A 26,764-nucleotide genomic window follows, 5' to 3' on the forward strand; every position below is an offset into this window, starting at 1 on the left:
CGGACCTTGAGTCCGCATTTTTTTTGCGCCCGGCGCGAACACATTCAAAAAAATATATACAAAATATAAATTACATATTCTCATCCGATTATTTAAATTAAAACCATATTAAATTAAAATAATCAAAAACATTTTGTATCATTTATATATTTGACGCCCTGTCAGGTTCATAAATAATAACCGCGCGATATTCAATATATGGCAAATCGCAAGAACACTCGTTTCTTCGCCACTCTAATTACTTAGAGTACATTCACCCATATTTTTCTAATATTTATCGAATGGAATCTTTTATGAAACTCAATACTATTTCGCGATATTTTCTCGCGGCAGGCCTGATGTCGTGCGCCGCAAACGCATTCGCTCTGGAAGCCTGGAGCGGTCAGGCAGGTGGAAACACCATTGAAGTTATTTTTGACAGTAAAGTTTATAGTAACCGCTGGTATGTAAATGCCGATAATTGCCCACAGGGCGCGTCCGCTGAAAACTGGGATAATCCGTGGGGTTATGTGCGCGATGCCACAAAAGCGGAAATAGACCAATACGGCAACCCAACGACCTGTGATGCGGGCAGCGCCACGCCGGTCGCCCACGACGCCTTCAGCGCCGAAAAAGATTATGCCGAAGATGATATTGTCGTTTATAAGGATGTGACATATGAAGCGGCAATCCCTGTTCCGGCTTATTCCTTTACCCCAGGTGCCGACAATCCGTGGAAACTCTATACGCCAGTCCCCGACTGGCGTTCCAGCCAGGTTTACAACAAAGGGGATGAGGTCAAAGTTGACGGCCAGTCTTATGAAGCACTGTACTATACCGTTGGTGAAAACCCTTCTATTGCAGGTAACCAGAACCCGACCAGCACCAATGGCCGTCCGTGGAAACCATTAGGCCCAACGGTCGAATTCACCCAAGAACAATTTAATAATGCCCCACAGATCAACTCCATTGCGCTTTACGAAGCTGGCAAACTGGCGGTGTACAAAGGGATACCTTATGTCGCTCAGACGAAAGTCAAAGGCGTTATGCCGTATGATAAAAACCCATGGGCGATTTATACCAACTGGACTGGCACCAAAGAGCGCGTAGGGACGCCGAAGAATCCATGGCCTGCCCACGTTTATGCACCATACGTCGACTTTAGCCTGAACAGCATTCCGGATCTGGCGAAACTGGCGAAAGAGCAAAACATTACCCACTTCACCATGGCGTTTGTCGTCGCGAAAAGTGGCGAGCAGTGCATCCCAACCTGGGGTACGGCCTATAATCTGCAGGATTACTCACAGTACAGCAAAATAAAAGCGCTGCGTGAAGCTGGTGGCGATGTGATGGTTTCCATTGGCGGAGCGAATAACTCCCCGCTGGCGGCTGCCTGTAAGAATGTGAAAGATCTGCAAAAACTCTACTACGACATTGTTGATAACCTGAACCTGAACGTGCTGGATTTTGACATCGAAGGCACATGGGTGGCCGATCAGGATTCCATCGATCGCCGCAACCAGGCAGTAAAAGAGGTTCAGGCTCAGTGGAAAGAGGAAGGTCGCAAAGTCGGTATCTGGTACACCCTGCCGATTCTGCCGACCGGTCTGACGGCTGAAGGTCTGTATGTGCTGGAAAATGCGCGCCATGTCGGCGTTGAGCTGGCTGGTATTAACGTAATGACCATGGACTACGGTAATGCCGTCTGCCAGTCAGACGGTACCGAAGGGCAGAACATCCACGGTAAATGCGCCACGTCCGCCATCGACAACATGTTCACCCAGTTGAAAAAAATCTGGCCAGAGAAATCTGACAAAGAGATCAACGCCATGATGGGCACCACCCCGATGATCGGTTACAACGATGTACAGGGCGAAGTGTTCTATCTGTCCGATGCGAAACTGGTGATGGACGACGCGAAAAAACGCAACCTCGGCATGATTGGCGCGTGGTCGATGACGCGCGATCAGCCGGGCGTGGCGAAGCAGGTCAGCCCGGAACACAGCGGCATGACCGCACAGCAGGCACCGATGTACGCATACAGCCAGGTATTTGCGCCGTTTACGCATGACAATTCCGCAGATGAAGCGTCTACCGATCTTGCCGGTGATGTGAAAGCGGTTTATATCGATGTTTTTGATGGTCAGCAGCGCATCAATGTAAATTTCGATACCAGCAAGCTGAGCGGCAGTAACAGTTACTCGGTAGATGTGGATGGTAAATATGCCTTCTCTACCTCTGGCAACAGTGTCTACTACAGCTACCGTTCTAACTACGGTACGCAAAGCACGGTACGGACCGGTGGCATGTCCTACATGTTAGCGCCAGGAAAAGTGATCACCGTTAAACGTACCAATCCGAATCCTGAAGTCCTGGCACAGCTCACTGTGACGAGGGATATGCAGGAAGGTAACAATCCGGTCAAGGATGCCGGTGAAGTGAAATCGTTGACGGTTAAAAAAATCAACGGCGTACCGAATGTGGTTGTTGATTTTGACGCCAAAGCGCTGGGCTGGAAAGCAGCGAACGGTTCTGCGTGGGTCGTGAAAGTGATGGGCGACGCGAAAAACGGTAACTACATCTTCAGTTGTGACAACGGTAAATGCTATTACAGCTCTGTCAAAGCAGCAGGAGATATCACCACGGTAACGTCTGATGAAAGAGACATCTCCGAAGGTGAAACCATTGTCGTTGAACGTGTTACACCGAATCCGGCAACCGTCGCCAAACTGGTTGTTACGAAAGATATGCTGAAATAATCCTTTTCGCATAAAGTCAGAACCCCGTCTGCTCACAGCGACGGGGTTCTTTTTTTTTACACCAGCCGCGCCTTCGCGTAGTCGATCGCCTGCGCCACCTGCTGTGGCGACACGCCGCCTTTCGCCGCACGTTTATCCAGGCACGATTGCAACGAGAGGATCGGATAAACGTCATCGCCAATCACCTGACTGAACTTTTGTAAGTCGGCAAGCGACAGCGCTTCCAGCGGTTTGCCCTGACGAATCGCCTCGACCACCGTCTCACCCACAATATGGTGTGCTTCGCGGAACGGGACGCCTTTTGCTACCAGATAATCCGCCAACTCGGTGGCGTTAGCATAACCCTGCTGCGCCGCTTCCTGACAACGCGGACGTTTCACCTGAATGCCATCCAGTACCAGCGCAGCCATATGCAGACAGTCCAGCCAGGTGTCGAGCGCATCGAACAGCCCTTCTTTGTCTTCCTGCATATCTTTGTTGTACGCCAACGGGAGACCTTTTAAGGTCATCATCATGCCGGTCAGCGCACCCTGCACGCGACCGCATTTGCCACGGATCAGCTCCAGCGCATCCGGGTTTTTCTTCTGCGGCATCAGAGATGAACCCGAAGTTACACGATCGGACAGCTCGACAAAGCCCGCTTCGCCGGTATTAAAGAAAATCAGGTCTTCAGCAAAACGCGACAGGTGCACCATGCCGATAGAGGCGTTGGAGAGTAACTCCAACACGTGGTCACGGTCAGAAACACTGTCCAGACTGTTACGCGTCGCCGAGGCAAAGCCCAGCCAACCGGCCAGCTGCTCGCGATCGATTTCATACGCCGTACCCGCCAGCGCGCCGCAGCCCAGTGGACTGACGTCCAGACGCTTGAGCGAATCCTGCAGACGGCTCTCGTCACGCGCCAACATTTCGACATAGGCCAGACACCAATGAGCAAACGTCACCGGCTGCGCACGTTGCAGGTGGGTGTAACCCGGCATGACGGCGTCCTGGTTATTCTCTGCCGTCACCACCAGCGCACTTTGCAGCTGACGGTTGGCCGACAGTAATTCAATAACCGTGTCTTTACACCACAGTTTAAGATCGGTCGCGACCTGGTCATTACGGCTACGTCCGGTATGCAGTTTTTTACCAAGCTGGCCGACTTTATCAATCAGCTTACCTTCCACCCAGCTATGAATATCTTCGGCATCGCTTTGCAGGATCTGCTGCGGATTAACGCGAACCTCTTCCAGCAGAGTGTTCAGCGCCTCTTCCAATTGCAGTTGTTCATCGGCAGTCAGTACGCCGACCGTTACCAGCGCTTTAGACCAGGCCACAGAGCCGACAATATCCTGTTCTGCCAGGCGGTAGTCAAAACGCAACGAGTCGTTGAACTGTTTGAACCGCTGATCTGCTGCCTGTGTAAAACGCCCACCCCAAAGTGCCATAACTTGCTTCCTTAATATCTTGAATTTCAACGCCGGATGGCGCTTAGCTTATCCGGCGTACAGGTTCGGTTCACGTAGGCCCGATAAGGCGTAACCGCCATCGGGTACAAAATAGTTTACGCTAAAATCCGCGTGCCAATTGGCATGCCGTTAAACAGCGCCGGAAGTTGCTCGGCATGACGCCAGGAGGCAATATCCACAGGGCGACCCAGCGTGCGCGCGGCATCCAGCGCCGCATTGACCTTCACGATCATGCCGTCAGTAATAATACCTTGTTCAATCAGTTGTTCCGCTTTCGCGGCGGTCATTTCGGCAATACGCTGGCCTTTACCATCCAGAATACCGCTTACGTCAGAGAGCAGGATCAGATCCGCACCCAGCGTTGCCGCCAGCGCCGTTGCCGCCTGATCGGCATTAACGTTCATCAGCAGTCCGTCTTCAGTAACGCCAATGGAGCTAACTACCGGCAGAAAACCGCCTTCCAGCAGTGTGTTAATCAGCTTAGGCGAACCCGGCTGCGCCAGTCCAACATGACCCAGCGCTTTATCGAGCGGCGTCACTTTTACGCTATCGCCATCACCAAGATACAGACCCACGGATGCGATGTGGTGCTTTTTCGCCCAGGCCAGTAAGGTTTTATTCGCTGTTCCCGCCAGGGCACCGGTAATAATGTCAATTTGATCGGCTGGCGTGACGCGCAGACCATTTTTCTTTTTCACCGGCAGGTTCAGCTGCTTCATAAGATCGTCAACCACGCAGCCGCCACCGTGCACAATGACCAGCGGTCGCTGGTGCGACTCACGATAATTCACCAGTGCGGTAAACAGACGCTCCAGCGCCTCTTCGCTATCCAGTAAAACGCCGCCCAGCTTGATAATTAATGGATTCATCGTTGCACCCTTAAATAAGAGACTGCGTTTCAGCAAAGCCAAAACGAATATTTGCGCACTGCATCGCCTGTGCCGCCGCGCCTTTCAATAAGTTGTCTTCAGTTGCCACCACGATCAGGTGCTCACCCTGTACGGCAAACCCGATATCACAGAACGGTAAGCCAACCACGTTCTTCAGCGCCGGAACGCCTTTGTCATACAGACGCACCAGTGGCTTATCGCCATACGCCTGTTGCAACGTTTGAGCCACCTGCGCATGGGTTACGCCCGCTTGCAAACGGCAGGTGATGGTTTCCAGAATTCCGCGCGGGAAGTTGCCCAGATGCGGGGTGAAGATCACCTCCGCACCAAGGTGAGTAGCGATTTCCGGCTGATGGCGATGGGTAAACACGCCATACGGCTGCAGGCTCACCTCACAAAAGCTGTTGGAAATAGCCGCCTTACGTCCCGCGCCGCTCACGCCGCTGGTGGCGTTAATTACGGGCCACTGGCTGAGATCCAGCAGCCCGGCATCAATCAGTGGTTTCAGCGACAGCTGCGCCGCCGTCGGGTAGCAACCCGGCACGGCAATCAAATTCGCGTCTTTCAGTTGGTCTGCGCTCCACTCCGCCAGTCCATAAACCGCCTGCTCCAGCAGGTCGGGATGCTGATGGGTAAAGCCGTAATATTTTTCATAGAACGCGCCGTCGTTTACGCGAAACGCGCCCGAGAGGTCAAACACCACGCATCCGGCCTGCAAAAACTGCGGGGCCAGGTCATGGCTCACCTCATGCGCCGTTGCGAGGAACACAACGTCCACCCCTGCGCTAAACTCGCTGATATCTGACATTGGCTGTAACGGTAAATCGACAATGCCTTTCAACTGCGGATGCAAATCGGAGATTAATTTTCCTGCATCATTGCTTTGCGCTGAGACGGTCAAAGCGGTTATGGTCATATCAGGATGGCGATTTACATAGGTCACAAGCTCTGCGCCGGCATAGCCACTGGCGCCCACAATCAGCGTATTCAACATCGGGGCTGCTCACCTTCTTAGATTCTGTTGCCAGATATAAGCCTTTATCACCTCACCTTACACTTGGTGGGTTTTATTACGCTCAACGTTAATGTATTTTTATTCACAAATACTGCATGAATATTGATACTATCATGACCCGAGGTGTGTCAACAATGAAAAACAATTTACCGCCATTTATCGAGATATACCGCGCTCTGATTGCCATGCCGTCGATTAGCGCCACCGAAGAAGCGCTCGACCAAAGTAATGCAGGTTTAATCACTCTGCTGGCGGGCTGGTTCAAAGATTTGGGCTTTAATGTGGAGGTCCAGCCGGTTCCCGACACGCGCAATAAATTCAATATGCTGGCAAGCATTGGACAGGGAGCCGGTGGTTTGTTGTTGGCGGGCCATACCGATACCGTCCCCTTTGACGACGGACGCTGGACGCGCGATCCGTTCACCCTGACCGAGCATGACAATAAGCTCTACGGTTTGGGTACGGCAGATATGAAAGGCTTCTTCGCCTTTATCCTCGACGCGCTGCGTGACGTCGACGTCACTCAACTGAAAAAGCCCCTGTACATTCTGGCCACTGCCGATGAAGAGACCAGCATGGCGGGAGCGCGTTATTTCTCTGAAACCACCGCTTTACGCCCGGACTGCGCGATCATTGGCGAACCCACTTCTTTGCAACCTGTCCGCGCGCACAAAGGTCATATCTCTAATGCGATTCGCATTTTGGGACAATCGGGTCACTCGAGCGATCCGGCTCGTGGCGTGAATGCCATTGAATTGATGCATGATGTCATCGGCCATATCATGAATCTGCGCGATGATCTGAAAGAGCGCTATCACCATGATGCTTTTACCGTCCCGTATCCGACATTAAATTTGGGTCACATCCACGGCGGTGACGCCGCCAACCGAATCTGCGCCTGCTGCGAGCTGCATATGGATATTCGCCCACTGCCCGGCATGACGCTTAACGATCTCAATGGCTTACTTAACGACGCGCTGGCCCCGGTCAGCGAGCGCTGGCCGGGTCGCCTGACGGTGTCGGAGCTGCATCCGCCAATTCCAGGCTATGAGTGCCCGCCGGATCATCAACTGGTACAAGTGGTTGAGAAACTGCTGGGCGCACAGACTGAAGTGGTGAACTACTGCACCGAAGCGCCGTTTATCCAGACGCTTTGCCCGACGCTGGTGTTAGGGCCTGGCTCCATTAATCAGGCGCATCAGCCGGATGAGTATCTGGAAACTCGTTTTATTAAGCCAACCCGCGAATTGATCACCCAGGTTGTGCATCATTTCTGCTGGCATTAACCGCTTATCGCCTCGCCAACCCTTTAGTGGTAAGCGAGGCGATTTATTAACATTTCCATAAGCAAAGCTTATTTGATTCGATGTGAATTAAATAACGTAAATTCCCGCCATTTTTTCGTTTGCTGAACCGATTTCGCAGCAATTGACGTCACGACTTTTACGTGGCTTTATAAAAGACGGCTAACATACAAAGTCCGAGAGATTTCGTGTCACAGCAAGGCGGCAAGCGAGCTCATACAAGGAGCTTACATAAGTAAGTGACCAGATGGGCAAGCGCAGCCAACGCCGATGTCACGCGAAAGATACAGGACGCATAAATTAAAGATGGGGTGTCTGGGTTAATATGAACGAACAATATTCCGCGTTGCGTAGTAATGTCAGTATGCTCGGCAAAGTGCTGGGGGAGACCATCAAGGATGCGCTGGGAGAGAACATTCTTGACCGCGTAGAAACAATCCGTAAGTTGTCCAAATCATCCCGCGCCGGCAATGAAGTCAATCGCCAGGAGCTGCTCACTACGCTGCAAAACCTGTCTAACGACGAGCTGCTGCCGGTTGCCCGCGCGTTTAGCCAGTTTCTGAACCTGGCCAACACCGCCGAGCAGTACCACAGCATTTCGCCAAAAGGCGAAGCAGCCAGCAACCCGGAAGTGATTGCTCGCACTCTGCGTAAACTGAAAGAGCAGCCCAACCTCGATGAAGCCACCATCAAAAAAGCCGTCGAATCTCTCTCCCTGGAGCTGGTTCTCACCGCCCACCCAACCGAGATCACCCGCCGTACGCTGATCCATAAAATGGGTGAAGTGAACGCCTGTCTCAAGCAACTTGATAACAAAGACCTCGTCGATTACGAGCGCCATCAGCTGATGCGCCGTCTGCGCCAGTTGATTGCCCAGTCCTGGCATACGGATGAAATCCGCAAGCTGCGCCCAAGCCCGGTTGATGAAGCCAAATGGGGCTTCGCGGTGGTTGAAAATAGCCTGTGGGAAGGCGTACCAAATTATCTGCGCGAGCTGAACGAACAACTGGAAGAGCATCTGGGCTATAAGCTGCCCGTTGATTTTGTCCCGGTTCGCTTTACCTCCTGGATGGGCGGCGACCGCGATGGCAACCCGAACGTAACGGCGGATATCACCCGTCACGTGCTGCTACTCAGCCGCTGGAAAGCGACCGATCTGTTCCTGAAAGACATTCAGTTTCTGATTTCTGAGCTGTCGATGGTGGATGCTACACCGGAACTGTTGGCGCTGGTGGGCGAAGAAGGCGCAGCAGAACCTTACCGTTATCTGATGAAAACCCTGCGTTCACGTCTGATGGCAACCCAGGCCTGGCTGGAAGCCCGTCTGAAAGGCGAGAAATTACCGAAACCTGCGGGACTTCTCACCCAAAACGAACAGCTCTGGGACCCGCTATATGCGTGCTATCAGTCTCTGCAGGCCTGTGGCATGGGCATTATCGCCAATGGCGAATTGCTCGATACCCTACGCCGCGTGAAATGTTTCGGCGTACCGCTGGTACGTATTGATATTCGTCAGGAAAGCACCCGTCACACTGAAGCCCTTGGCGAACTGACCCGTTATCTGGGCATTGGCGACTACGAAAACTGGTCGGAAGCGGATAAACAGGCTTTCCTGATCCGCGAGCTGAACTCCAAGCGTCCGCTGCTCCCACGTAACTGGGAGCCGAGCAACGACACCCGCGAAGTGCTCGACACCTGCCGGGTCATTGCCGAAGCCCCATATGGCTCCATTGCCGCCTATGTTATCTCAATGGCGAAAACGCCATCGGATGTACTGGCCGTACATCTGCTACTGAAAGAAGCCGGTATCGGTTTTGCTATGCCGGTTGCCCCGCTGTTTGAAACGCTGGACGACCTCAACAACGCCGATGACGTCATGTCCCAGCTCCTGAACATTGACTGGTACCGTGGCTTTATTCAGGGCAAACAGATGGTCATGATTGGCTACTCTGACTCCGCAAAAGATGCAGGCGTGATGGCGGCCTCCTGGGCGCAATATCAGGCGCAGGACGCGTTGATCAAAACCTGCGAAAAAGCCGGTATCGAACTGACGCTGTTCCATGGTCGCGGTGGCTCCATTGGTCGCGGTGGCGCGCCTGCTCATGCGGCGCTGCTCTCTCAACCACCCGGCAGCCTGAAAGGCGGTCTGCGCGTGACAGAACAAGGGGAGATGATCCGCTTTAAGTACGGCCTGCCGGAAGTGACCATCAGCAGCCTGTCGCTGTATACCGCAGCAATTCTGGAAGCCAACCTGTTACCGCCGCCAGAGCCGAAAGATAACTGGCGTCATATCATGGATGAGCTTTCCGATATTTCCTGTGAGCTCTATCGTGGATATGTGCGTGAAAACAAAGACTTCGTCCCCTACTTCCGCTCCGCAACGCCAGAGCAGGAACTGGGTAAATTACCGCTCGGTTCACGTCCGGCAAAACGTCGCCCAACCGGCGGGGTAGAGTCTCTGCGCGCCATTCCGTGGATCTTTGCCTGGACGCAGAACCGCCTGATGCTCCCGGCGTGGCTGGGTGCAGGCACCGCACTGCAAAAAGTGGTTGAAGACGGTAAGCAAAGCGAACTCGAAGCAATGTGCCGCGACTGGCCATTCTTCTCCACACGTCTTGGCATGCTGGAAATGGTTTTCGCCAAAGCAGACCTGTGGCTGGCAGAATACTACGATCAGCGCCTGGTCAAAAAAGAACTGTGGCCGCTGGGTGAAGAGCTGCGTCAGCGCCTGGAAGCCGATATCGATGTCGTGCTGGCGATTGCCAACGACTCACATTTGATGGCCGACCTGCCGTGGATTGCCGAGTCCATTCAGTTAAGAAATATTTATACTGACCCGCTGAATGTCTTACAGGCTGAGCTGTTACACCGCTCACGCCTGGCGGAAGAGCAAGGCAATGCACCGGATCCGCGCGTTGAACAAGCGCTGATGGTGACAATCGCTGGTGTCGCAGCCGGCATGCGTAATACAGGCTAACGTCCCCCCTCGTCGCCTTCGTGCTATTGTACGAAGGCGACAACAAAAACTGCTGTCATAACCGCTTCTTTTTCAATATATTCCCGCCTGAATATATTCACATTGTGAATATATCAACAGCAAAACACGATCCTAAGATCGTGATGCTTAAGTTCCTCTTAATATTAAGTCGCTACTCTTGGCGCTACGATTAAAGACAGGCTCACATTATGCAATCCTTACAACTCCAGTCTAAACCTAAATTTAGCTGGAAAGCCCTGGGTTGGGCGCTCCTCTATTTTTGGTTTTTTTCCACTTTACTCCAGGTCGTTATTTGTTTAACCGGATATAGCGGAACTAATGGATTACGCGACTCCTTGCTATTCAGTTCGCTGTGGTTGATCCCGGTATTTTTATTTCCAAACCGTATCCGTATTATTGCTGCCGTCATTGGCATGGTGCTATGGGCGGCCTCGCTGGCTGCTCTGAGCTATTACGTCATCTACGGACAAGAGTTCTCGCAAAGCGTTCTGTATGTGATGTTTGAAACCAATGCGAACGAAGCCAGCGAATATCTCAGCCAGTATTTCAGCCTAAAAATTGTTCTTATCGCCCTGGCCTATACGGCTATCGCTATTCTGCTGTGGACGCGTCTGCGCCCTGTTCATATTCCATCGCCCTGGCGCTATCTGGTGTCGTTTGCGTTGTTATACGGTTTGATTCTGCATCCGATAGCCGTTAACACTTTCATCAAACACAAGCCGTTTGAAAAAACGGTAAATGGTCTCGCCTCACGTATGGAGCCCGCCGCACCGTGGCAATTCATCTCCGGGTATTATCAGTACCGTCAGCAGTTGACCTCACTCAATAGCCTGCTGAATGAGAACAATGCCCTGCCGCCGCTGGCTAACTTCAAAGATAACTCCGGCGATGCCCCACGTACGCTGGTGCTGGTCATTGGCGAGTCAACGCAGCGTGGTCGCATGAGCCTGTATGGTTACCCGCGCGAAACGACGCCAGAACTGGATGCATTGCATAAATCCGATCCTAACTTCACCGTATTCAATAATGTCGTGACCTCACGTCCGTACACCATTGAAATCCTGCAACAGGCGCTGACCTTCGCCAATGAGAAGAATCCGGACCTGTACCTGACTCAACCGTCTCTGATGAATATGATGAAACAGGCAGGTTATAAAACCTTCTGGATCACCAATCAGCAGACGATGACGGCTCGCAACACCATGCTGACCGTGTTCTCTAAGCAGACGGATAAGCAGTTCTATATGAATCAGCAGCGTACGCAAAGTGCGCGCGAATATGACAGCAATGTGCTGGCGCCATTTAAAGAAGTACTGGCCGACCCGGCACCGAAAAAGTTCATCATCGTGCACCTGCTGGGTACGCATATTAAGTACAAATTCCGCTATCCGGATGGTCAGGGTAAATTCGATAACAATGTCGACCATGTTCCCCCCGGCCTGGATGATGATGAGCTGGAAGCATACAACGATTACGACAGCGCGAATGTCTACAATGACCATATCATTGCCAGTCTGATCAAAGACTATAAAGCGACCGATCCGAACGGCTTCCTGCTCTACTTCTCCGATCACGGGGAGGAGGTATACGATACGCCACCGCATAAAACGCAGGGTCGTAATGAAGACAACCCGACGCGCCATATGTATACGGTACCGTTCCTGCTGTGGACCTCTGAAAAATGGCAGGCTGCACACCCGCGTGACTTCTCACAGGATGTGAATCGTAAATACAGCAGCTCAGAGCTTATCCACACCTGGTCTGATTTAGCGGGATTCACCTACGACGGTTTCGATCCGACCCGATCCATTACCAGCCCGCAGTTCAAAGAGACGACCCGCTGGATTGGCAATCCGTACAAAAAGAATGCCCTGATTGATTACGATAGCCTGCCGTACGGCGATCAAATCGGTAATCAGTAATACTCGTATCGGCCACTCTTAAAGAGTGGCCTTTTTTTATGATGGCGGTTACTGTTTCCCCTGTCTGCTGCCTGCAAGGGATTAACATGTATCACGACGTCAGCCATCTTCTCTCCCGCCTGATTAACGGCCCCACGCCGCTGCGACAGGTTTATTTTGCCAGCAGCAGTAGTTCAACGCCGGAGCTGGCGTATCAGGTCGATTTTCCCCGGCTGGAAATTGTGCTGGAAGGTGAGTTCACCGATAACGGAGTTGCTGGCGCATCCGCGACGTTACTGCCTTGCGATGTGCTATTCGTTCCGGCTGGCGGCTGGAACTTTCCGCAGTGGCTCACACCGGTCACCACGCTCAGCATTCTGTTCGGCAAACAGCAACTTGGTTTCAGCATCGTCCAGTGGGACGGCAAGCAATATCAAAATCTTACCCGCCAGCACGTCGCGCGGCGTGGGCCACGAATTGGCTCTTTCCTGCTGCAAACGCTCAATGAAATGCAGATGCAACCGCAGGAGCAACAAACCGCCAGGCTAATCGTTGCGAGCTTACTGAGCCACTGCCGCGATCTGCTGGGCAGCCAGATCCAGACCGCATCACGCAGTCAGGCGCTTTTCGAAGCCATTCGCGACTATATTGATGAACGCTACGCTTCGCCGCTCACCCGGGAATCCGTCGCGCAGGCGTTTTACATCTCACCCAATTACCTCTCCCACCTGTTTCAAAAAACGGGCGCTATCGGGTTTAACGAATACCTGAATCACACGCGACTGGAACACGCGAAAACGCTGCTGAAGGGTTATGAGCTGAAGATCAAAGAAGTGGCGCACACCTGTGGGTTTGTTGACAGCAACTATTTCTGCCGCCTGTTTCGCAAAAATACCGAACGTTCGCCGTCAGAATATCGTCGGCAATACCACAGCCAGCTGACGGAGATAAAAGCTAATCCAAAGTAAGATGTGTGTGCTGTGGTGCAGAAAGCAGCTTTCGCACAGCGCTCATCACCCGCTGCGGCTCACGCAGAAATGCGCTAATGCCCGACTGGACGTATCGGCTCTGCGTAAATCGCTCTGCTCCTGCCAGTTCAATATCGGTAATGAGCAACACCGCATCAGCGCGGTTAATATCTTCTTCCGTCAGGCGATTTTCGGTACCCAACGCGCCCTGAGTTTCAATCTTGATGCTCCATTTCTCCTGCTGGCAGAGTTTCTCCAGCCGTTCAGCAGCCATATAAGTATGGGCAACGCCGCTTACGCACGCGGTGACAGCAACCAGATATCGTACAGGTGCGATGGCCATACTATCCTCCTACTGTTACCTGAAATCCGGCGCATTCTGCCATCTTACGTATAAAACCTATCTCTTGCGCCGACGGGACGGGCACTTCTTTCATCGACCAGGGTAATCCGAGCAGGTTGTATTTCGGTTCGCCATATTGATGAAACGGTAGCAGGTGTACCTGCTTTATGCCCAATGATGACAACAGCGTCAACGCCTGCTGCGTGTTCTCTACATTCATCGTAAAGCCCGGAATCAGCGGCAGGCGAGGAATGACATTGACCCCTTCAGCGACCATTAGTCGTAAATTCGCCAGCACGCGCGGCAGGTTCATATTAATGGTCTCACGCGCCAAATGGACATCCATAATTTTGAGGTCAAACAGCACCTCATCGCACTCTCTTGCCAGCGATAACAAACGACTGGCTGGCGCATCGCCAGCCGTTTCAATCGCACAGCGAACATCCCAGCGCCGGAGACGTTGCAGGAATCGTACGGCAAAGGGCGCTTGCATCAGCACTTCACCACCGGAAAGCGTCACCCCCCCGCCAGAGGTGCGAAAGAAAATATCATCTTTCATCACTTCACGTTCCAGCTCGTCCAGCGAGATATCACGACCTATACGTTCAAACGCACCGGAGGGACACTCATCAGCATCACGTAGACAGGGTGTACAGTGCAGGCATTTACTCTCCCGCCGTACTGTTTCAATACGTGGGGAGAGAGATTCAGGGTTGGCGCACCACGGGCAGGTATGCGGACAACCTTTAAAAAAGACTACCGTACGAATACCCTGTCCATCATTCAGTGAGTAACGCTGAATATTGAATATACGCGCGACGTCCTCGCCACGTGGGTCAATAACCTCACAGCTGATGCGCGGTGCGGCGAATGATGTCATCCTGGATCTCCTTCGACAGCTCGACAAAGAAGGCGCTGTAACCCGCCACGCGCACCACCAGCCCGGCGAAATCTTGTGGGCGCAGCTGCGCTTCTCGCAATGTGTCGGCATTCACCACATTAAACTGGATGTGCTGGAGCTTGAGCTGGGTAAATGCCCGCAGAAAATCCGCCAGCTTGCGTAAACCAGCCTCACCTTCCAGTGTGGCTGGCGTAAACTTCACGTTCAGCAAAGTCCCATTGGAAAGCAATGTGTTATCCAGCTTGCTGACCGATTTCAATACCGCCGTCGGCCCTTGCATATCCTGCCCCAGCATCGGCGACAGCCCTCCGTCCGCCAACTGTTCCCCGGCGAAGCGACCATCTGGTGTCGCTCCGACGACCGAACCCAGCGGCACGTGCGCAGAGACAGTATATGAACCCGGTGTAAATTGCCCGCCGCGTGGATTCTGGTATTTCTCTACATCTTTGCAGTAATGACGCAGCAGTTCGGCGCTGATGTTATCTACATCATCAATATCGTTGCCGTATTTTTCGAAGCGGTTAATCAGCCTGGCGCGAATTTTCTCGCCTTCCGGGGTAGCAAAGTTGTCTTTTAGCACCGACAAAAGTTCGTCAAAAGTTAAGCGCTGTTGTTCAAATACCAGTCCATTGAGCGCATGCAGCGAATCGCTCAGGTTCGCAATGCCGATTCCCTGTACGCCGGAGAAGTTATAACGCGCGCCGCCGTCGGTAATATCACACCCTTTATCCAGACAATCGCTAATAAACGAGGAGAGCAGCGGCACCGGCGCCCAGTCGCGATGACCGATATCGCAGATATTACTGCCTTCGACCATCAACGTAATGTAGTGGCTGATTTTGGCGCGAATATGCTTCAACAGGTCTTCGTACGTCAGCGCGCGATTGCCTTCGTTCTCATGCAGGCAGATTTCCATTACTTTCAGCAGATTAAACATGGCGATGTCGTGCAAACCGTATGTTCTGCCAGGAATAGACAGCTCGACACAGCCGACTACCGCGTAATCTCGCGCATCTTCCAGCGAGACGCCACGGTTAAGAAATGCGGGCACCACCACTTCATCATTAAAGATTTGCGGGATGCCGGTCCCGAGGCGAATGGTCTGTGCCGTTTTCATCAGGAACGGCGTATCGATCAACGCGTTCGTGCGCACACCGAGATTTGGTTGCGGCAGTTGTACGCTCTGATAAGCATCAAGGCAGAGAAACGACAGTACGTTTACCGCACTACGACCATTCTCCGTTAATCCCCCAAGCAGTGCGGTGTAACCCGTTGGGAAGCCAGCGAAATAGCGCGCGCTGCTGGTGGATCGCAGCAGTACAATGTCATTGCATTTCACCCATAGCGATTCGAGGATTTCTTTTAAGAATGCAGGATCTTCCCCCTGCGTCAGCGAGGTTTGATAAAACGGCAGCATATACTGGTCGAAGCGTCCGAGTGAGAGCGAACTGGCGTTGGACTCATATTGCAAAATAATGTTCATGTACCAGAATAGCTGACATGCTTGCCAGAAGGTTTGCGGCTTATGCTGGGCGTTATGGCGGGAGTTTTCCGCAATCGTCAGCAATTCCTGACGTCGCTGAGCATCCGGGCAGTTTTCCGCCATTTGTTCCGCCAGCAGGGCGTAACGCAGAATGTGGCTTTGCGAAGCCTCAAGCAGCAGCAGCGCAGCCTGATAAAAGTGGTTATCCGGCTGCTGCAGACAATGCGCCCGCATCTGCGCTACCAGTTCGCCAAGCCCGAGATTCAACAGGCGTGGATAATCAATAATGATATGCCCCTGACCTTTATCCGTCTGGTTAACGCTAAAAATCTGCGTACGGACAGCGGCTTTTACCTCATCGGTCATCTGACCGTTGATGAAATCTTTCATCGACCGCTTTTCCCAGTACGGATACAGCACATCGCGATAGAGATGTTTATCCTCTTCGCTGATGTCAAAACGGTCCTGCGGACGGGTTGGAAACTGCTCCAGCTCGTTGAGCAGCCAGTAAGGATCCATTTCCGGTGACATTATGCCCGCCCGCGGTTTAACGGTGCGGTTCCCGGCTATCAGTTCCTCATCACGAATCGATATTTCAACGTGCTCAAGAATATATGCGGTGGCTTTCGCCCGCCGCAGAATAACCGGCTCTCCCTCCGTCTGCTGGTGGCTGGCGGTATATAGCAGCGCACGCTCAAGCGAAATTTCGCGGTTATTCTGAAACAGAGCGTTTTTTAAACGTTGGATACGGTTAGTCATGAGGAACTCCTGTAGAAAAACTGATGCCAGATGGCGCTGTGCTTATCTGGCCTACGTATCAGTAGGCCGGATAAGTCGCCCCCCCTCCGGCAAACAAACCGTTATGCGGTTTGCGCAAGGTGTGCGCCAATCTTGTTCATGATGGCGTCGGCACGTTTCACTGCATCGCTGATGTTGACACGAACGATAGTTTTGCCCGCAAAACGCTCTTCAAACTTAATACCAATGTCTTTGGTCAGAATCACCATGTCGGCTTCTGCCACATCCGCCGCGGTCAGTTCGTTTTCCAGACCGATCGACCCCTGAGTCTCAACCTTTACTTCCCACCCCTTGGCTTTAGCGGCGCTTTCCAGCGCTTCGGCGGCCATATAGGTGTGGGCAACGCCAGAAGGACATGCAGTTACTGCGATAATCTTGGTCATGACTCATTCCTCACTTAATTCATTTCAAAATCTAAATCCAGGTCGTCTTCTTTCTGGTCGACCTGAGACACTTTTTTCCGCGCCAGACTTTTCAGTACGTTAACGCACACTGCGGTCACTACAGCCCCCACAGCAACCGCCGCGATATAACCCAATTTTCCTTCCACGACCGGCAGAACAATCAGCCCGCCCCAGCCGGCATAACACTGCGCACCAAACAGCGCGGCGGTTACCGTGCCGCAGGCGGAACCCACCATAATGGATGGGATAACGCGCAGCGGATCGGCGGCAGCAAAAGGAATTGCGCCTTCCGTTACGCCAACGCAGCCCATCACCAGCGCGGCTTTACCGGCTTCACGTTCTTCAGAAGAGAAATTCTTACGACCAATCAGCGTCGCCAAACCTAAGCCCAGCGGCGGCACGCAGATCCCTACCGCGGCGATTGCCACCACGGTATAAACACCCTGCGCCACGCAAATCAGCATGAAGGCGTAGGCAACTTTGTTAATCGGCCCACCCATATCGAAGGCCAACATCAGTCCCATAATTACCGCCAGCAGCACGATGCTGCCCTGCTGCATACCCTGCAGCCACTCGGTCAGGCTAGTGGTTAACGCGCCAACGGGTTCTCCCAAGCCCCACATCATGATGCCTGCGGTGATAAAGGTGCCGACAATAGGAATAACGAAGATAGGCATTACCGATCGCAACACCTTATGTACGGGGATCTTCTTCAGATAATGGACGACGATACCGCCAATAATCCCGGCAATTAGCGCGCCGAAAAAACCTGCGCCGAAGCTGTTTCCCACCCATGCGCCAATCGCACAAGGGGCGAGAGCAGAACGTTCAGCAATGGAATAACCAATGTAAGCGGCAAGGAATGGCACCATCAACGTCAGCCCTGCGACGCCAATATCAAACAGTTTCTTGAGATTAGGATCGGTCGCCGCATCCGGTACCGCGCCCTTGCCATACAACATGACGGAGACCGCCAGCAAAATTCCACCCGCGACTACGAAGGGGATCATATGCGAAACACCCGTCATCAGATGCTGACGGGTATTTTTCAGGATTTGTACCAACTCTTTCATAAGTCGCTCCCAGGCTGCTAAAGCCCATATCCATAAACTTGTTGCGGAAAACAATAGGCAATCCGATGCGGCGCAAACAGTGGATAAAAAGGCCATTTGCTGGACTTTTGTAATGTCAGCGCAAAAATGCGATCCGCCTCATAACTTGTAGTTTCTCGGAATTTATAGAGGACATGCTGACTTGTGAGGGATATCTCACTTTGATGGTTACATTACATTTATCCAGTTTTTGGCAGATTTGTCAGATGGCAGGCTCAGGCGTTGCCCTTTTATCCTGTAGCGAGAAATCGTTATGGGAGATGAGGCTATGGCCCTGATTGTGGAATTTACCTGTGAGCTGCCCAATGGCGTACATGCGCGCCCGGCAAGTCACATAGAAACGCAGTGCAACACCTTTACTTCGCACATTGAGTGGCACAACCTGCGTACCGAACGTAGGGGTAACGCCAAGAGCGCATTGGCGCTGATTGGCACCGATACTCTGGCAGGTGATAGCTGCCAGTTGCTGATTTCCGGTGCTGATGAACAGGCAGCCCACCAGCATTTAACCCAATGGTTACGTAATGAATTTCCACACTGCGATGCACCGCTAGCGGAAGCCAAAAGCAACGAGCTGGAGCCACTTCCTGCATCCCTCACCAATCTAAACCCACAGTTTTTTCGCGCTCGCACCGTCTGCAGCGGCAGTGCGGGAGGCGTTCTGAGTCTGCTCTCTTCGCTGGATCTCAACGCCCTTAACAATCTTCCATCCGCTAAAGATATTGAAACCGAGCAGGCGGCACTGGATAACGGCTTAACGCTGCTGATGAAGAATATTGCGTTTCGGTTACTCGACAGCGACGGCGCAACCAGTGCGATTCTGGAAGCACACCGCTCGCTGGCAAGCGACCTCTCACTGCGTCAGCACCTGCTCGCTGGAGTATCTCGCGGGTTAAGCTGCGCCCAGGCGATTGTCGAAAGTGCCGGACATTTTTGTGATGAATTCGCCCGCTCCAGCAGCAGTTATTTACAGGAACGTGCGCTGGATGTGCGCGATGTCTGCTTCCAGCTTCTGCAGCAAATTTATGGAGAGCAGCGTTTCCCTGCGCCGGGAAAACTAACCCAGCCTACGGTCTGTATGGCGGACGAGCTCACACCGAGCCAGTTCCTCGAACTGGACAAAACATTGCTGAAAGGCTTGCTGTTAAAAAGCGGCGGTACCACTTCACACACGGTGATTCTCGCCCGGTCATTCAACATTCCTACGCTGGTTGGCGTGGATATTGAATCCTTGATGCCATGGCTGCAGCAAACGGTTTATATCGATGGTAACGCAGGAGCGGTCATTGTTGCCCCTGATGAATCCGTCGTACGTTACTACCAGCAGGAAGCCCGTATCCAGGATGCCATTCGAGAACAACAACGTATCTGGCTGACCCAGGAGGCGCGCACGGGTGATGGCATCCGCATGGAAGTCGCCGCCAACATCGCCCATTCCGTGGAAGCGCAAGCAGCCTTTGGCAACGGTGCGGAAGCGGTTGGCCTGTTCCGCACGGAAATGCTGTATATGGACCGTACCTGCGCCCCGGATGAGAACGAGCTATACAACATTTTCTGCCAGGCGCTGGAGCCCGCACAGGGACGCAGCATCATTGTGCGCACCATGGATATCGGCGGTGATAAACCCGTTGATTACCTGAATATTCCTGCCGAAGCCAACCCGTTCCTCGGTTATCGCGCGGTGCGTATCTATGAAGAATACGCCGCTTTGTTTACCACACAACTGCGATCGATCCTGCGCGCATCAGCGCACGGTAGCCTGAAAATCATGATCCCAATGATCTCCTCTATGGAAGAGATCCTGTGGGTCAAAGAGAAGCTGGCCGAAGCTAAACAGCAACTGCGTACTGAACACATCCCGTTTGATGAGAAGATCCCGCTCGGTATCATGCTGGAGGTTCCGTCGGTGATGTTCATCATCGATCAATGCTGCGAAGAAATTGATTTCTTTAGTATTGGCAGTAATGACCTGACGCAATACCTGCTGGCGGTCGACCGCGACAACGCCAAAGTTACCCGCCATTACAACAGCCTGAATCCAGCCTTCTTGCGCGCACTGGATTACGCCGTACAGGCGGTACATCGTCAGGGGAAATGGATTGGCCTGTGCGGCGAACTTGGCGCTAAAGGTTCAGTACTACCGCTGCTTGTGGGACTGGGTCTGGACGAGATCAGCATGAGCGCTCCCTCCATTCCCGCCGCCAAAGCGCGGATGGCGCAACTTGACAGCCGCGCCTGCCGTCAGTTGCTGAATCAAGCAATGGCGTGTCGAACGTCGCTGGAGGTCGAACATCTGCTGGCCCAGTTCCGCATGACCCAACAGGATACCCCTCTGGTTACCGCCGAGTGCATCACGCTGGATAGCGACTGGCGTAGTAAAGAGGAGGTCATCAAAGGGATGACCGACAACCTCCTGCTGGCAGGTCGTTGCCGCTATCCGCGTAAACTGGAAGCCGATCTGTGGGCGCGCGAAGCGGTCTTCTCTACCGGATTAGGTTTTAGCTTCGCCATTCCGCACAGCAAATCAGAACATATTGAGCAGTCCACTATCAGCGTAGCGCGCCTGCAAGCGCCGGTACGTTGGGGTGATGATGATGCGCAATTCATTATTATGCTGACGCTCAACAAACACGCCGCTGGCGACCAGCATATGCGTATTTTCTCGCGTCTGGCACGACGCATTATGCATGAAGAATTCCGTAACGCGCTGGTTAACGCCGCCTCTGCCGACGCTATCGCCAGCCTGCTGCAACATGAACTTGAACTTTAAAGAGGGTGTTTTTGTATGGAACTTTACCTTGATACCGCCAACGTCGCGGAAGTCGAACGTCTGGCACGCATCTTCCCTATCGCGGGTGTCACCACCAACCCAAGCATTGTGGCAGCAAACAAAGAATCCATCTGGGATGTGCTGCCGCGCCTGCAAAACGCCATTGGCGAAGAAGGCATTCTGTTTGCCCAAACCATGAGCCGCGACGCACAAGGCATGGTGGAGGAAGCCAAACGCCTGAACAACGCGGTCCCCGGTCTGGTGGTAAAAATCCCGGTGACATCCGAAGGTCTGGCCGCGATCAAGATGCTGAAAAAAGAGGGCATCACCACGCTGGGAACCGCCGTGTACAGTGCCTCTCAGGGATTACTGGCAGCGCTGGCGGGAGCGAAATATATCGCGCCTTACGTTAACCGTATTGACGCGCAGGGCGGCGACGGAATTCGCACGGTACAAGAACTGCAAACGTTACTGGAACTGCATGCGCCAAACAGCATGGTACTGGCAGCCAGCTTTAAAACCCCTCGTCAGGCGCTGGATTGCTTACTGGCAGGATGCGAAGCAATCACCCTGCCATTAGACGTAGCGCAACAAATGCTCAATACCCCTGCGGTAGAGTCAGCAATAGAGAAGTTTGAACATGACTGGAACAATACATTTGGTCACATCAACCTGTGAGGGAAATAAAGTATGGATCGCATTATTCAATCACCTGGTAAGTACATCCAGGGTGCCGATGTTATTACCCGTCTTGGCAACTACCTCAAACCACTGGCAGAGCGCTGGCTGGTCGTTGGGGACAAGTTTGTCTTAGGCTTTGCCCAGGGCGCACTGGAAAAAAGCTTCCAGGATGCCGGACTGCCGCTGGAGATTGCACCGTTTGGCGGCGAGTGTTCACAAAACGAAATCGACCGTCTGCGCGGCGTGGCAGAAAAAGCGCAATGTGGCGCAGTACTTGGTATTGGCGGCGGTAAAACGCTGGATACCGCCAAAGCGCTGGCGCACTTTATGGGCGTGCCTGTCGCCATTGCGCCAACCATCGCCTCTACCGATGCACCGTGCAGCGCGCTGTCCGTTATTTACACCGATGCCGGTGAATTCGATCGCTATTTGCTGCTGCCCAATAACCCGGACAGGGTCATTGTTGATACCAAAATTGTCGCGGGCGCACCGGCGCGTCTGTTAGCCGCGGGCATCGGCGATGCGTTGGCGACCTGGTTCGAAGCGCGCGCCTGTTCACGCAGCGGCGCAACCACCATGGCGGGCGGTCAGTGCACTCAGGCGGCGCTGGCGCTGGCTGAGCTGTGCTTTAATACGCTGATAGAAGAAGGTGAAAAAGCTATGCTGGCTGCCGAGCAGCACGTGGTAACGCCTGCGCTGGAGCGCGTTATTGAAGCCAACACCTATCTGAGCGGCGTCGGTTTTGAAAGCGGCGGTCTGGCAGCGGCGCACGCCATCCATAACGGCCTGACGGCAATCCCGGATGCGCATCACTATTACCACGGCGAGAAAGTGGCTTTCGGCACGCTGACGCAACTGGTACTGGAAAACGCGCCGATCGATGAAATTGAAACTGTTGCCGCGCTGTGTCATTCCGTTGGCCTGCCGATTACCCTGGCGCAACTGGACATCAAACAGGATATTCCGGCGAAAATGCGCATTGTGGCTGAAGCTGCCTGTGCCGAAGGCGAAACCATCCACAACATGCCTGGCGGCGCAACGCCGGACCAGGTGTATGCCGCCCTGCTGGTGGCTGACCAGTACGGTCAACGTTACCTGCAAGAGTGGGAATAACCGACCAATAAAAATCCCCGCAATTGCGGGGATTTTTTTGTTCATACTATGCCGGACCCGCGCAAGCGACATCCGGCATGGTCTGTTACAGCAGATCGAAACGATCCAGGTTCATCACTTTCACCCATGCGGCAACGAAATCTCTCACGAACTTCTCGTGAGCATCGCTGCAGGCATAAACTTCAGCCACTGCGCGTAGTACAGAGTTAGAACCAAACACCAGATCGGCGCGAGTTGCGGTGTATTTTACTTCGCCGCTCGAACGGTCACGACCTTCAAACAGCTCTTGTGACTCATCAACCGCCTTCCACTCATGACGCATATCCAGCAGATTGACGAAGAAGTCAGTGCTGAGTACGCCAGGGCGATCGGTAAAGACGCCGTGCTGGCTACCATCAAAGTTGGTGCCCAGTACGCGCATACCGCCCACCAGCACGGTCATTTCCGGTGCGGTTAGCGTCAACTGCTGCGCTTTGTCGATCAGCAGCGACTCGGTGGTCGACACGTCAGGACGAGCGCGGTAGTTACGGAAACCATCGGCAATCGGCTCAAGCAGTTCAAACATCTCAATATCCGTTTGATCCTGACGCGCATCCACACGACCCGGCGCAAAAGGTACCTTGATGCTGACACCCGCAGCGCTAGCCGCCTGCTCGATACCGACAACACCGGCCAGCACGATAATATCGGCCAACGAGGCAGTATGGGCAGACTTATAAATACCTTCCAGCACAGGCAGAACGCGTGCCGCAGTGGCATTCACATCCCAGCCGCGTTGTGGGTCCAGCGCCAGACGCGCACCGTTAGCGCCGCCACGTTTATCCCCGCCACGGAAAGTCGATGCCGAAGCCCACGCTACCGATACCAGTTCGCCCACGGACAGTCCGGAAGCAGCGATGGTCGCCTTCAGCTTCAGGATATCTTCTTCGCTTGGGTTGAAGAACGCATGCGGCAGCGGGTCTTGCCAGATCAGATCTTCTTTTGGCACTTCCGGGCCAATGTAACGCGATTTTGGCCCCATATCGCGGTGCGTCAGTTTAAACCACGCACGGGCAAACGCTTCGTTGAACGCTTGCGGATCGTTCAGGAAACGGCGAGAGATCTTTTCGAACTCAGGATCGAAACGCAGCGTCAGGTCGGTAACCAGCATCGTCGGCTTGCGTTTTTTCGACGGATCAAACGGATCGGGAATAATTTCTGGCGCGTCAACCGCTTCAAACTGAATCGCGCCTGCCGGACTGCGAGTCTGCACCCACTCATATTTGAACAGGTTCTCGAAGAAATAGTTGCTCCATTGAGTAGGCGTCTGCGTCCACACCACTTCCAGACCAGAAGTAATTGCATCCGCGCCCGCGCCACTACCGTAGCTGCTGGCCCAACCCAGGCCCTGCGCTTCAATCGGTGCGGATTCTGGATCGGCGCCAACGTGCGATGCCGCTGCTGCGCCGTGGGTTTTGCCCAACGTATGACCGCCGCCAATTAGCGCCACGGTTTCTTCGTCGTTCATCCCCATGTTACCGAAGGTCGCGCGAATAGCCGCTGCCGCAGAAAGCGGTTCGCCGCTATGGTCCGGCCCTTCCGGGTTCACATAAATAAGGCCCATTTCGGTGGCGCCCAGCGGCGCTTTTGCCAGCTCTTCCGGGTGACGGTGAGTCAGCCAGGCTTTTTCATCACCCCAGTTTACGTCGAGATCCGGTTCCCAGACATCTTCACGACCGGCACCAAAGCCAAAGGTACGGAAACCTGAGTTTTCCAGCGCCACGTTACCCGCGAGGATAAACAGGTCGGCCCAGGAAATTTTCTGACCATATTTCTGCTTGATTGGCCACAGCAGACGACGTGCTTTATCAAGGCTGACGTTGTCCGGCCAGGAGTTCAGTGGTGCAAAACGCTGCTGTCCGCGACCCGCTCCACCGCGTCCATCGATAGAGCGATAGGTTCCCGCGCCGTGCCATGCCATGCGGATAAACAATCCGGCATAGGTTCCCCAGTCAGCGGGCCACCACGGTTGAGATTCGGACAGAAGGGCTCTGAGATCCCCTTTCAGGGCAGAATAGTCGAGTTTACTAAACTCTTTGCGGTAGTCGAAGTCCTCACCCAGCGGGTTCGAACGGTTGGAATGTTGGTTTAAAAGATCAACGCGGAGTTGATTTGGCCACCAGTCGCGGTTATTCGTTCCTGCTCCCGCGCTCTGATCGTGACCGCCTTGATGAAAAGGACACTTACCGGCAGTTGATGCGTTTTGGCTATCGTCGGACATGCTCATCTATATGCTCCCTTTACAGTGTTCTGACTACGATATACACCACCAGAGATAAGATATAGTCGAAATAACCCACAGATTCGATAGCTAATTCCTTTTATATTTTAAGTTACAGAGATGTAGATCAAAATGATCAACAAAAAGCCCTCCGTAGAGGGCTGGGGCATCTGTTTAGTTAGGTCTTACACCCAGTGTGTGACAAATAGCGTAGCTCATCTCGGCACGGTTGAGGGTATAGAAGTGAAAATCCTTCACCCCTTCGCGACTGAGAATTTTCACCATATCCATGGCGATATTTGCGCCCACCAGCTTGCGGGTTTCCGCGTCATCATCAAGACCATCAAACATGGTCGACATCCACGCAGGAATGCGGACGTTGGTCATGTCAGCAAATTTTTTCGCCTGCTTAAAGTTAGATACCGGCAGGATGCCCGGAATAATTTCCACATCGATTCCCGCAGACACACAGCGATCGCGAAAGCGCAGATAGCTTTCTACATCGAAGAAAAACTGGGTGATCGCGCGGTTTGCACCGGCATCAACCTTACGCTTCAGGTTCAGCAAATCGGCCTGAGCGCTTTTCGCTTCCGGGTGCACTTCCGGGTAAGCCGCAACGGAGATATCGAAGTCTGCAACGTCTTTCAGCAGAGTCACCAGGTCGGAAGCATACATATCCGGTTTACCGCTTCCCGGCGGCAGATCACCGCGCAGGGCAACAATATGACGAATACCGTTATGCCAGTAGTCCTGAGCAATGGTACGCAGCTCATCACGGGTCGCATCAATGCATGTCAGGTGCGGGACCGCTTCAAGACCTGTGCGATCCTTAATGCCTTTAATAATGCTGTGCGTACGGTCGCGCTCACCAGAGTTTGCACCGTAAGTAACTGAAACAAACTTCGGCTTCAGGCTGCTCAGGCGATCGATGGAGTTCCACAGGGTTTGCTCCATTTCACTGGTGCGCGGCGGGAAAAACTCAAACGAAACGTTAATCTGACCCTGCACTTCTGCCAGGCTCTGATTCAGGGCTTCCCGCTGGTTGGCGTGAAAAAAGCTCATACCTTACCTCATCAATCTTTTGTCGTTATATGTTGTGTTGTGAACTGCTATACGTTTAGACGTCTAGATGTAAAAATGACGGAAAAGCATGCTGGCGTCAACACAAAAATCATCGTTAAAGGTGAGGAATACTCAGCCAACGTGAAAAAAATTCACATCAGCTTGAAATGGTGAGGGATTGCGTCACGACCGTCTGTAGCCACTCTACTTTTGTTACGTTCTCAGGCAACGTCGCTAACCCCATGCTAAGCCGCAATTCTGTATCAGTAAGCGGAAGGAAGATCACGCCCTGACGCTGGATAGCGGAAAAGGAGGCCGGAACCAGGCTCAGACCGTCACCCTGCGCGATCCGTGCCAGCAACACGTCATGTTCCATCGGCTCCTCAATAAGGGCAGGAGAGTAACCGGCACGACGAAAAATGTGTCGAGTGTAATCAAAAAAAGCAGGGTTACGTTCACGTTTGAACCAGAACAGCGGTCGGTGGTTCAGCGACGTTAACGGCAGCACTAAACGGCCTGTTCGCTGCAAAAGAGGTGTTTGCCTCCCACAGAGGTTAAAACAAAGGCCAGCG

18 protein-coding genes and 1 pseudogene are annotated in these 26,764 nt (G+C 53.1%); 8 read left to right on the forward strand and 11 right to left on the reverse strand.

All coding sequences use genetic code 11. The features are described 5' to 3' along the window. Window positions 1–293 precede the first annotated feature (293 nt). Window positions 294–2,738: a glycosyl hydrolase family 18 protein gene (locus HV350_RS23480; RefSeq protein WP_181629410.1), complete on the forward strand. Its 2,445-nt coding sequence runs from the start codon at window positions 294–296 to the stop codon at window positions 2,736–2,738. A 56-nt stretch (window positions 2,739–2,794) separates the two neighbouring features. Here HV350_RS23480 and argH read toward each other — a convergent pair whose 3' ends face one another. From argH to argC, 3 genes are all read right to left on the reverse strand, one after another. Further along, complete coding sequence (gene argH, locus HV350_RS23485; RefSeq protein WP_049040576.1) at window positions 2,795–4,168, reverse strand: argininosuccinate lyase; 1,374 nt, start codon at window positions 4,166–4,168, stop codon at window positions 2,795–2,797. Window positions 4,169–4,284: 116 nt separating this feature from the next. Beyond that, a complete protein-coding gene (argB, locus tag HV350_RS23490) occupies window positions 4,285–5,058 on the reverse strand; it encodes an acetylglutamate kinase (protein ID WP_016155288.1) in 774 nt (257 codons plus the stop codon). Window positions 5,059–5,068: 10 nt separating this feature from the next. Then, window positions 5,069–6,073: an N-acetyl-gamma-glutamyl-phosphate reductase gene (gene argC / locus HV350_RS23495; RefSeq protein ID WP_016155287.1), complete on the reverse strand. Its 1,005-nt coding sequence runs from the start codon at window positions 6,071–6,073 to the stop codon at window positions 5,069–5,071. Between the two features lie 155 nt (window positions 6,074–6,228). Between argC and argE the strand changes: the two genes are divergently transcribed. The 4 genes from argE (at window position 6,229) to HV350_RS23515 (ending at window position 13,265) form a co-directional block, all read left to right on the forward strand. Beyond that, on the forward strand, window positions 6,229–7,380 hold the full coding sequence (gene argE, locus HV350_RS23500; RefSeq protein WP_181629412.1) for an acetylornithine deacetylase: 1,152 nt from the start codon (window positions 6,229–6,231) through the stop codon (window positions 7,378–7,380). Between the two features lie 343 nt (window positions 7,381–7,723). Further along, entirely contained in the window at window positions 7,724–10,375 is a 2,652-nt protein-coding gene (ppc, locus tag HV350_RS23505) for a phosphoenolpyruvate carboxylase (RefSeq protein ID WP_016157932.1), read from the forward strand. A gap of 209 nt (window positions 10,376–10,584) precedes the next feature. Next, the gene (locus tag HV350_RS23510; protein ID WP_047497602.1) at window positions 10,585–12,318 is read left to right on the forward strand and encodes a phosphoethanolamine transferase CptA; all 1,734 of its coding nucleotides are present in this window, start codon (window positions 10,585–10,587) and stop codon (window positions 12,316–12,318) included. 86 nt (window positions 12,319–12,404) lie between these two features. Next, on the forward strand, window positions 12,405–13,265 hold the full coding sequence (locus HV350_RS23515) for an AraC family transcriptional regulator (protein WP_049040573.1): 861 nt from the start codon (window positions 12,405–12,407) through the stop codon (window positions 13,263–13,265). On the opposite strand, the gene HV350_RS23520 is transcribed toward HV350_RS23515, so the two are convergent. The 5 genes from HV350_RS23520 to HV350_RS23540 all read right to left on the reverse strand — a co-directional run bounded on the left by HV350_RS23520 (window position 13,252) and on the right by HV350_RS23540 (window position 18,267). After that, window positions 13,252–13,608: a PTS fructose-like transporter subunit IIB gene (locus HV350_RS23520; RefSeq protein WP_016155282.1), complete on the reverse strand. Its 357-nt coding sequence runs from the start codon at window positions 13,606–13,608 to the stop codon at window positions 13,252–13,254. The genes HV350_RS23515 and HV350_RS23520 overlap by 14 nt on opposite strands. A 1-nt stretch (window position 13,609) precedes the next feature. After that, entirely contained in the window at window positions 13,610–14,488 is an 879-nt protein-coding gene (locus HV350_RS23525) for a [formate-C-acetyltransferase]-activating enzyme (protein ID WP_046276410.1), read from the reverse strand. Then, window positions 14,454–16,751 (reverse strand): formate C-acetyltransferase, encoded by a 2,298-nt coding sequence (locus HV350_RS23530; protein ID WP_181629414.1) that lies wholly within the window; start codon window positions 16,749–16,751, stop codon window positions 14,454–14,456. The genes HV350_RS23525 and HV350_RS23530 overlap by 35 nt, the downstream gene beginning before the upstream one ends. Before the next feature lie 101 nt (window positions 16,752–16,852). Beyond that, complete coding sequence (locus HV350_RS23535) at window positions 16,853–17,173, reverse strand: PTS fructose-like transporter subunit IIB (RefSeq protein ID WP_016155279.1); 321 nt, start codon at window positions 17,171–17,173, stop codon at window positions 16,853–16,855. Between the two features lie 14 nt (window positions 17,174–17,187). Beyond that, window positions 17,188–18,267: a PTS fructose transporter subunit EIIC gene (locus HV350_RS23540; RefSeq protein WP_003825153.1), complete on the reverse strand. Its 1,080-nt coding sequence runs from the start codon at window positions 18,265–18,267 to the stop codon at window positions 17,188–17,190. Between the two features lie 307 nt (window positions 18,268–18,574). Here HV350_RS23540 and ptsP point away from each other — a divergent pair, with 307 nt between their 5' ends. Genes ptsP through HV350_RS23555 form a run of 3 tightly spaced genes read left to right on the forward strand, consistent with a single transcriptional unit; the run spans window position 18,575 to window position 22,870 of the window. Next, the gene (ptsP, locus tag HV350_RS23545) at window positions 18,575–21,076 is read left to right on the forward strand and encodes a phosphoenolpyruvate--protein phosphotransferase (protein ID WP_181630686.1); all 2,502 of its coding nucleotides are present in this window, start codon (window positions 18,575–18,577) and stop codon (window positions 21,074–21,076) included. 15 nt (window positions 21,077–21,091) lie between these two features. Continuing rightward, window positions 21,092–21,754: a fructose-6-phosphate aldolase gene (fsa, locus tag HV350_RS23550; protein ID WP_181629415.1), complete on the forward strand. Its 663-nt coding sequence runs from the start codon at window positions 21,092–21,094 to the stop codon at window positions 21,752–21,754. 12 nt (window positions 21,755–21,766) lie between these two features. Next, complete coding sequence (locus tag HV350_RS23555) at window positions 21,767–22,870, forward strand: glycerol dehydrogenase (protein ID WP_181629417.1); 1,104 nt, start codon at window positions 21,767–21,769, stop codon at window positions 22,868–22,870. Between the two features lie 85 nt (window positions 22,871–22,955). Here the strand turns inward: HV350_RS23555 and katG are convergent, their stop codons facing one another. The 3 genes and pseudogenes from katG to HV350_RS23570 form a co-directional block, all read right to left on the reverse strand. Then, a complete protein-coding gene (gene katG, locus HV350_RS23560) occupies window positions 22,956–25,136 on the reverse strand; it encodes a catalase/peroxidase HPI (protein WP_016155274.1) in 2,181 nt (726 codons plus the stop codon). A gap of 168 nt (window positions 25,137–25,304) precedes the next feature. Beyond that, window positions 25,305–26,192 carry a methylenetetrahydrofolate reductase gene (gene metF / locus HV350_RS23565; protein ID WP_016155273.1) on the reverse strand — a complete coding sequence of 296 codons (888 nt, stop codon included), beginning with the start codon at window positions 26,190–26,192 and terminating at the stop codon, window positions 25,305–25,307. A gap of 157 nt (window positions 26,193–26,349) precedes the next feature. Next, window positions 26,350–26,691, reverse strand: a pseudogene (locus HV350_RS23570) (LysR family transcriptional regulator); the annotation flags it as partial. Between the last annotated feature and the right edge of the window lie 73 nt (window positions 26,692–26,764).

This window comes from Citrobacter sp. RHBSTW-01013, from assembly GCF_013781985.1.
Lineage (GTDB): Bacteria > Pseudomonadota > Gammaproteobacteria > Enterobacterales > Enterobacteriaceae > Citrobacter > Citrobacter braakii.

Bases quoted from the DNA above. Each gene is read 5' to 3' on its own strand.
- HV350_RS23555 (WP_181629417.1), top strand. From the start codon at position 21,767: ATGGATCGCATTATTCAATCACCTGGTAAGTACATCCAGGGTGCCGAT.
- HV350_RS23515 (WP_049040573.1), top strand. From the start codon at position 12,405: ATGTATCACGACGTCAGCCATCTTCTCTCCCGCCTGATTAACGGCCCC.
- HV350_RS23530 (WP_181629414.1), bottom strand. From the start codon at position 16,751: ATGACTAACCGTATCCAACGTTTAAAAAACGCTCTGTTTCAGAATAAC.
- HV350_RS23480 (WP_181629410.1), top strand. From the start codon at position 294: ATGAAACTCAATACTATTTCGCGATATTTTCTCGCGGCAGGCCTGATG.
- argH (WP_049040576.1), bottom strand. From the start codon at position 4,168: ATGGCACTTTGGGGTGGGCGTTTTACACAGGCAGCAGATCAGCGGTTC.
- HV350_RS23535 (WP_016155279.1), bottom strand. From the start codon at position 17,173: ATGACCAAGATTATCGCAGTAACTGCATGTCCTTCTGGCGTTGCCCAC.
- HV350_RS23540 (WP_003825153.1), bottom strand. From the start codon at position 18,267: ATGAAAGAGTTGGTACAAATCCTGAAAAATACCCGTCAGCATCTGATG.
- HV350_RS23510 (WP_047497602.1), top strand. From the start codon at position 10,585: ATGCAATCCTTACAACTCCAGTCTAAACCTAAATTTAGCTGGAAAGCC.
- HV350_RS23525 (WP_046276410.1), bottom strand. From the start codon at position 14,488: ATGACATCATTCGCCGCACCGCGCATCAGCTGTGAGGTTATTGACCCA.
- ppc (WP_016157932.1), top strand. From the start codon at position 7,724: ATGAACGAACAATATTCCGCGTTGCGTAGTAATGTCAGTATGCTCGGC.
- fsa (WP_181629415.1), top strand. From the start codon at position 21,092: ATGGAACTTTACCTTGATACCGCCAACGTCGCGGAAGTCGAACGTCTG.
- HV350_RS23520 (WP_016155282.1), bottom strand. From the start codon at position 13,608: ATGGCCATCGCACCTGTACGATATCTGGTTGCTGTCACCGCGTGCGTA.
- metF (WP_016155273.1), bottom strand. From the start codon at position 26,192: ATGAGCTTTTTTCACGCCAACCAGCGGGAAGCCCTGAATCAGAGCCTG.
- argE (WP_181629412.1), top strand. From the start codon at position 6,229: ATGAAAAACAATTTACCGCCATTTATCGAGATATACCGCGCTCTGATT.
- ptsP (WP_181630686.1), top strand. From the start codon at position 18,575: ATGGCCCTGATTGTGGAATTTACCTGTGAGCTGCCCAATGGCGTACAT.
- argC (WP_016155287.1), bottom strand. From the start codon at position 6,073: ATGTTGAATACGCTGATTGTGGGCGCCAGTGGCTATGCCGGCGCAGAG.
- katG (WP_016155274.1), bottom strand. From the start codon at position 25,136: ATGAGCATGTCCGACGATAGCCAAAACGCATCAACTGCCGGTAAGTGT.
- argB (WP_016155288.1), bottom strand. From the start codon at position 5,058: ATGAATCCATTAATTATCAAGCTGGGCGGCGTTTTACTGGATAGCGAA.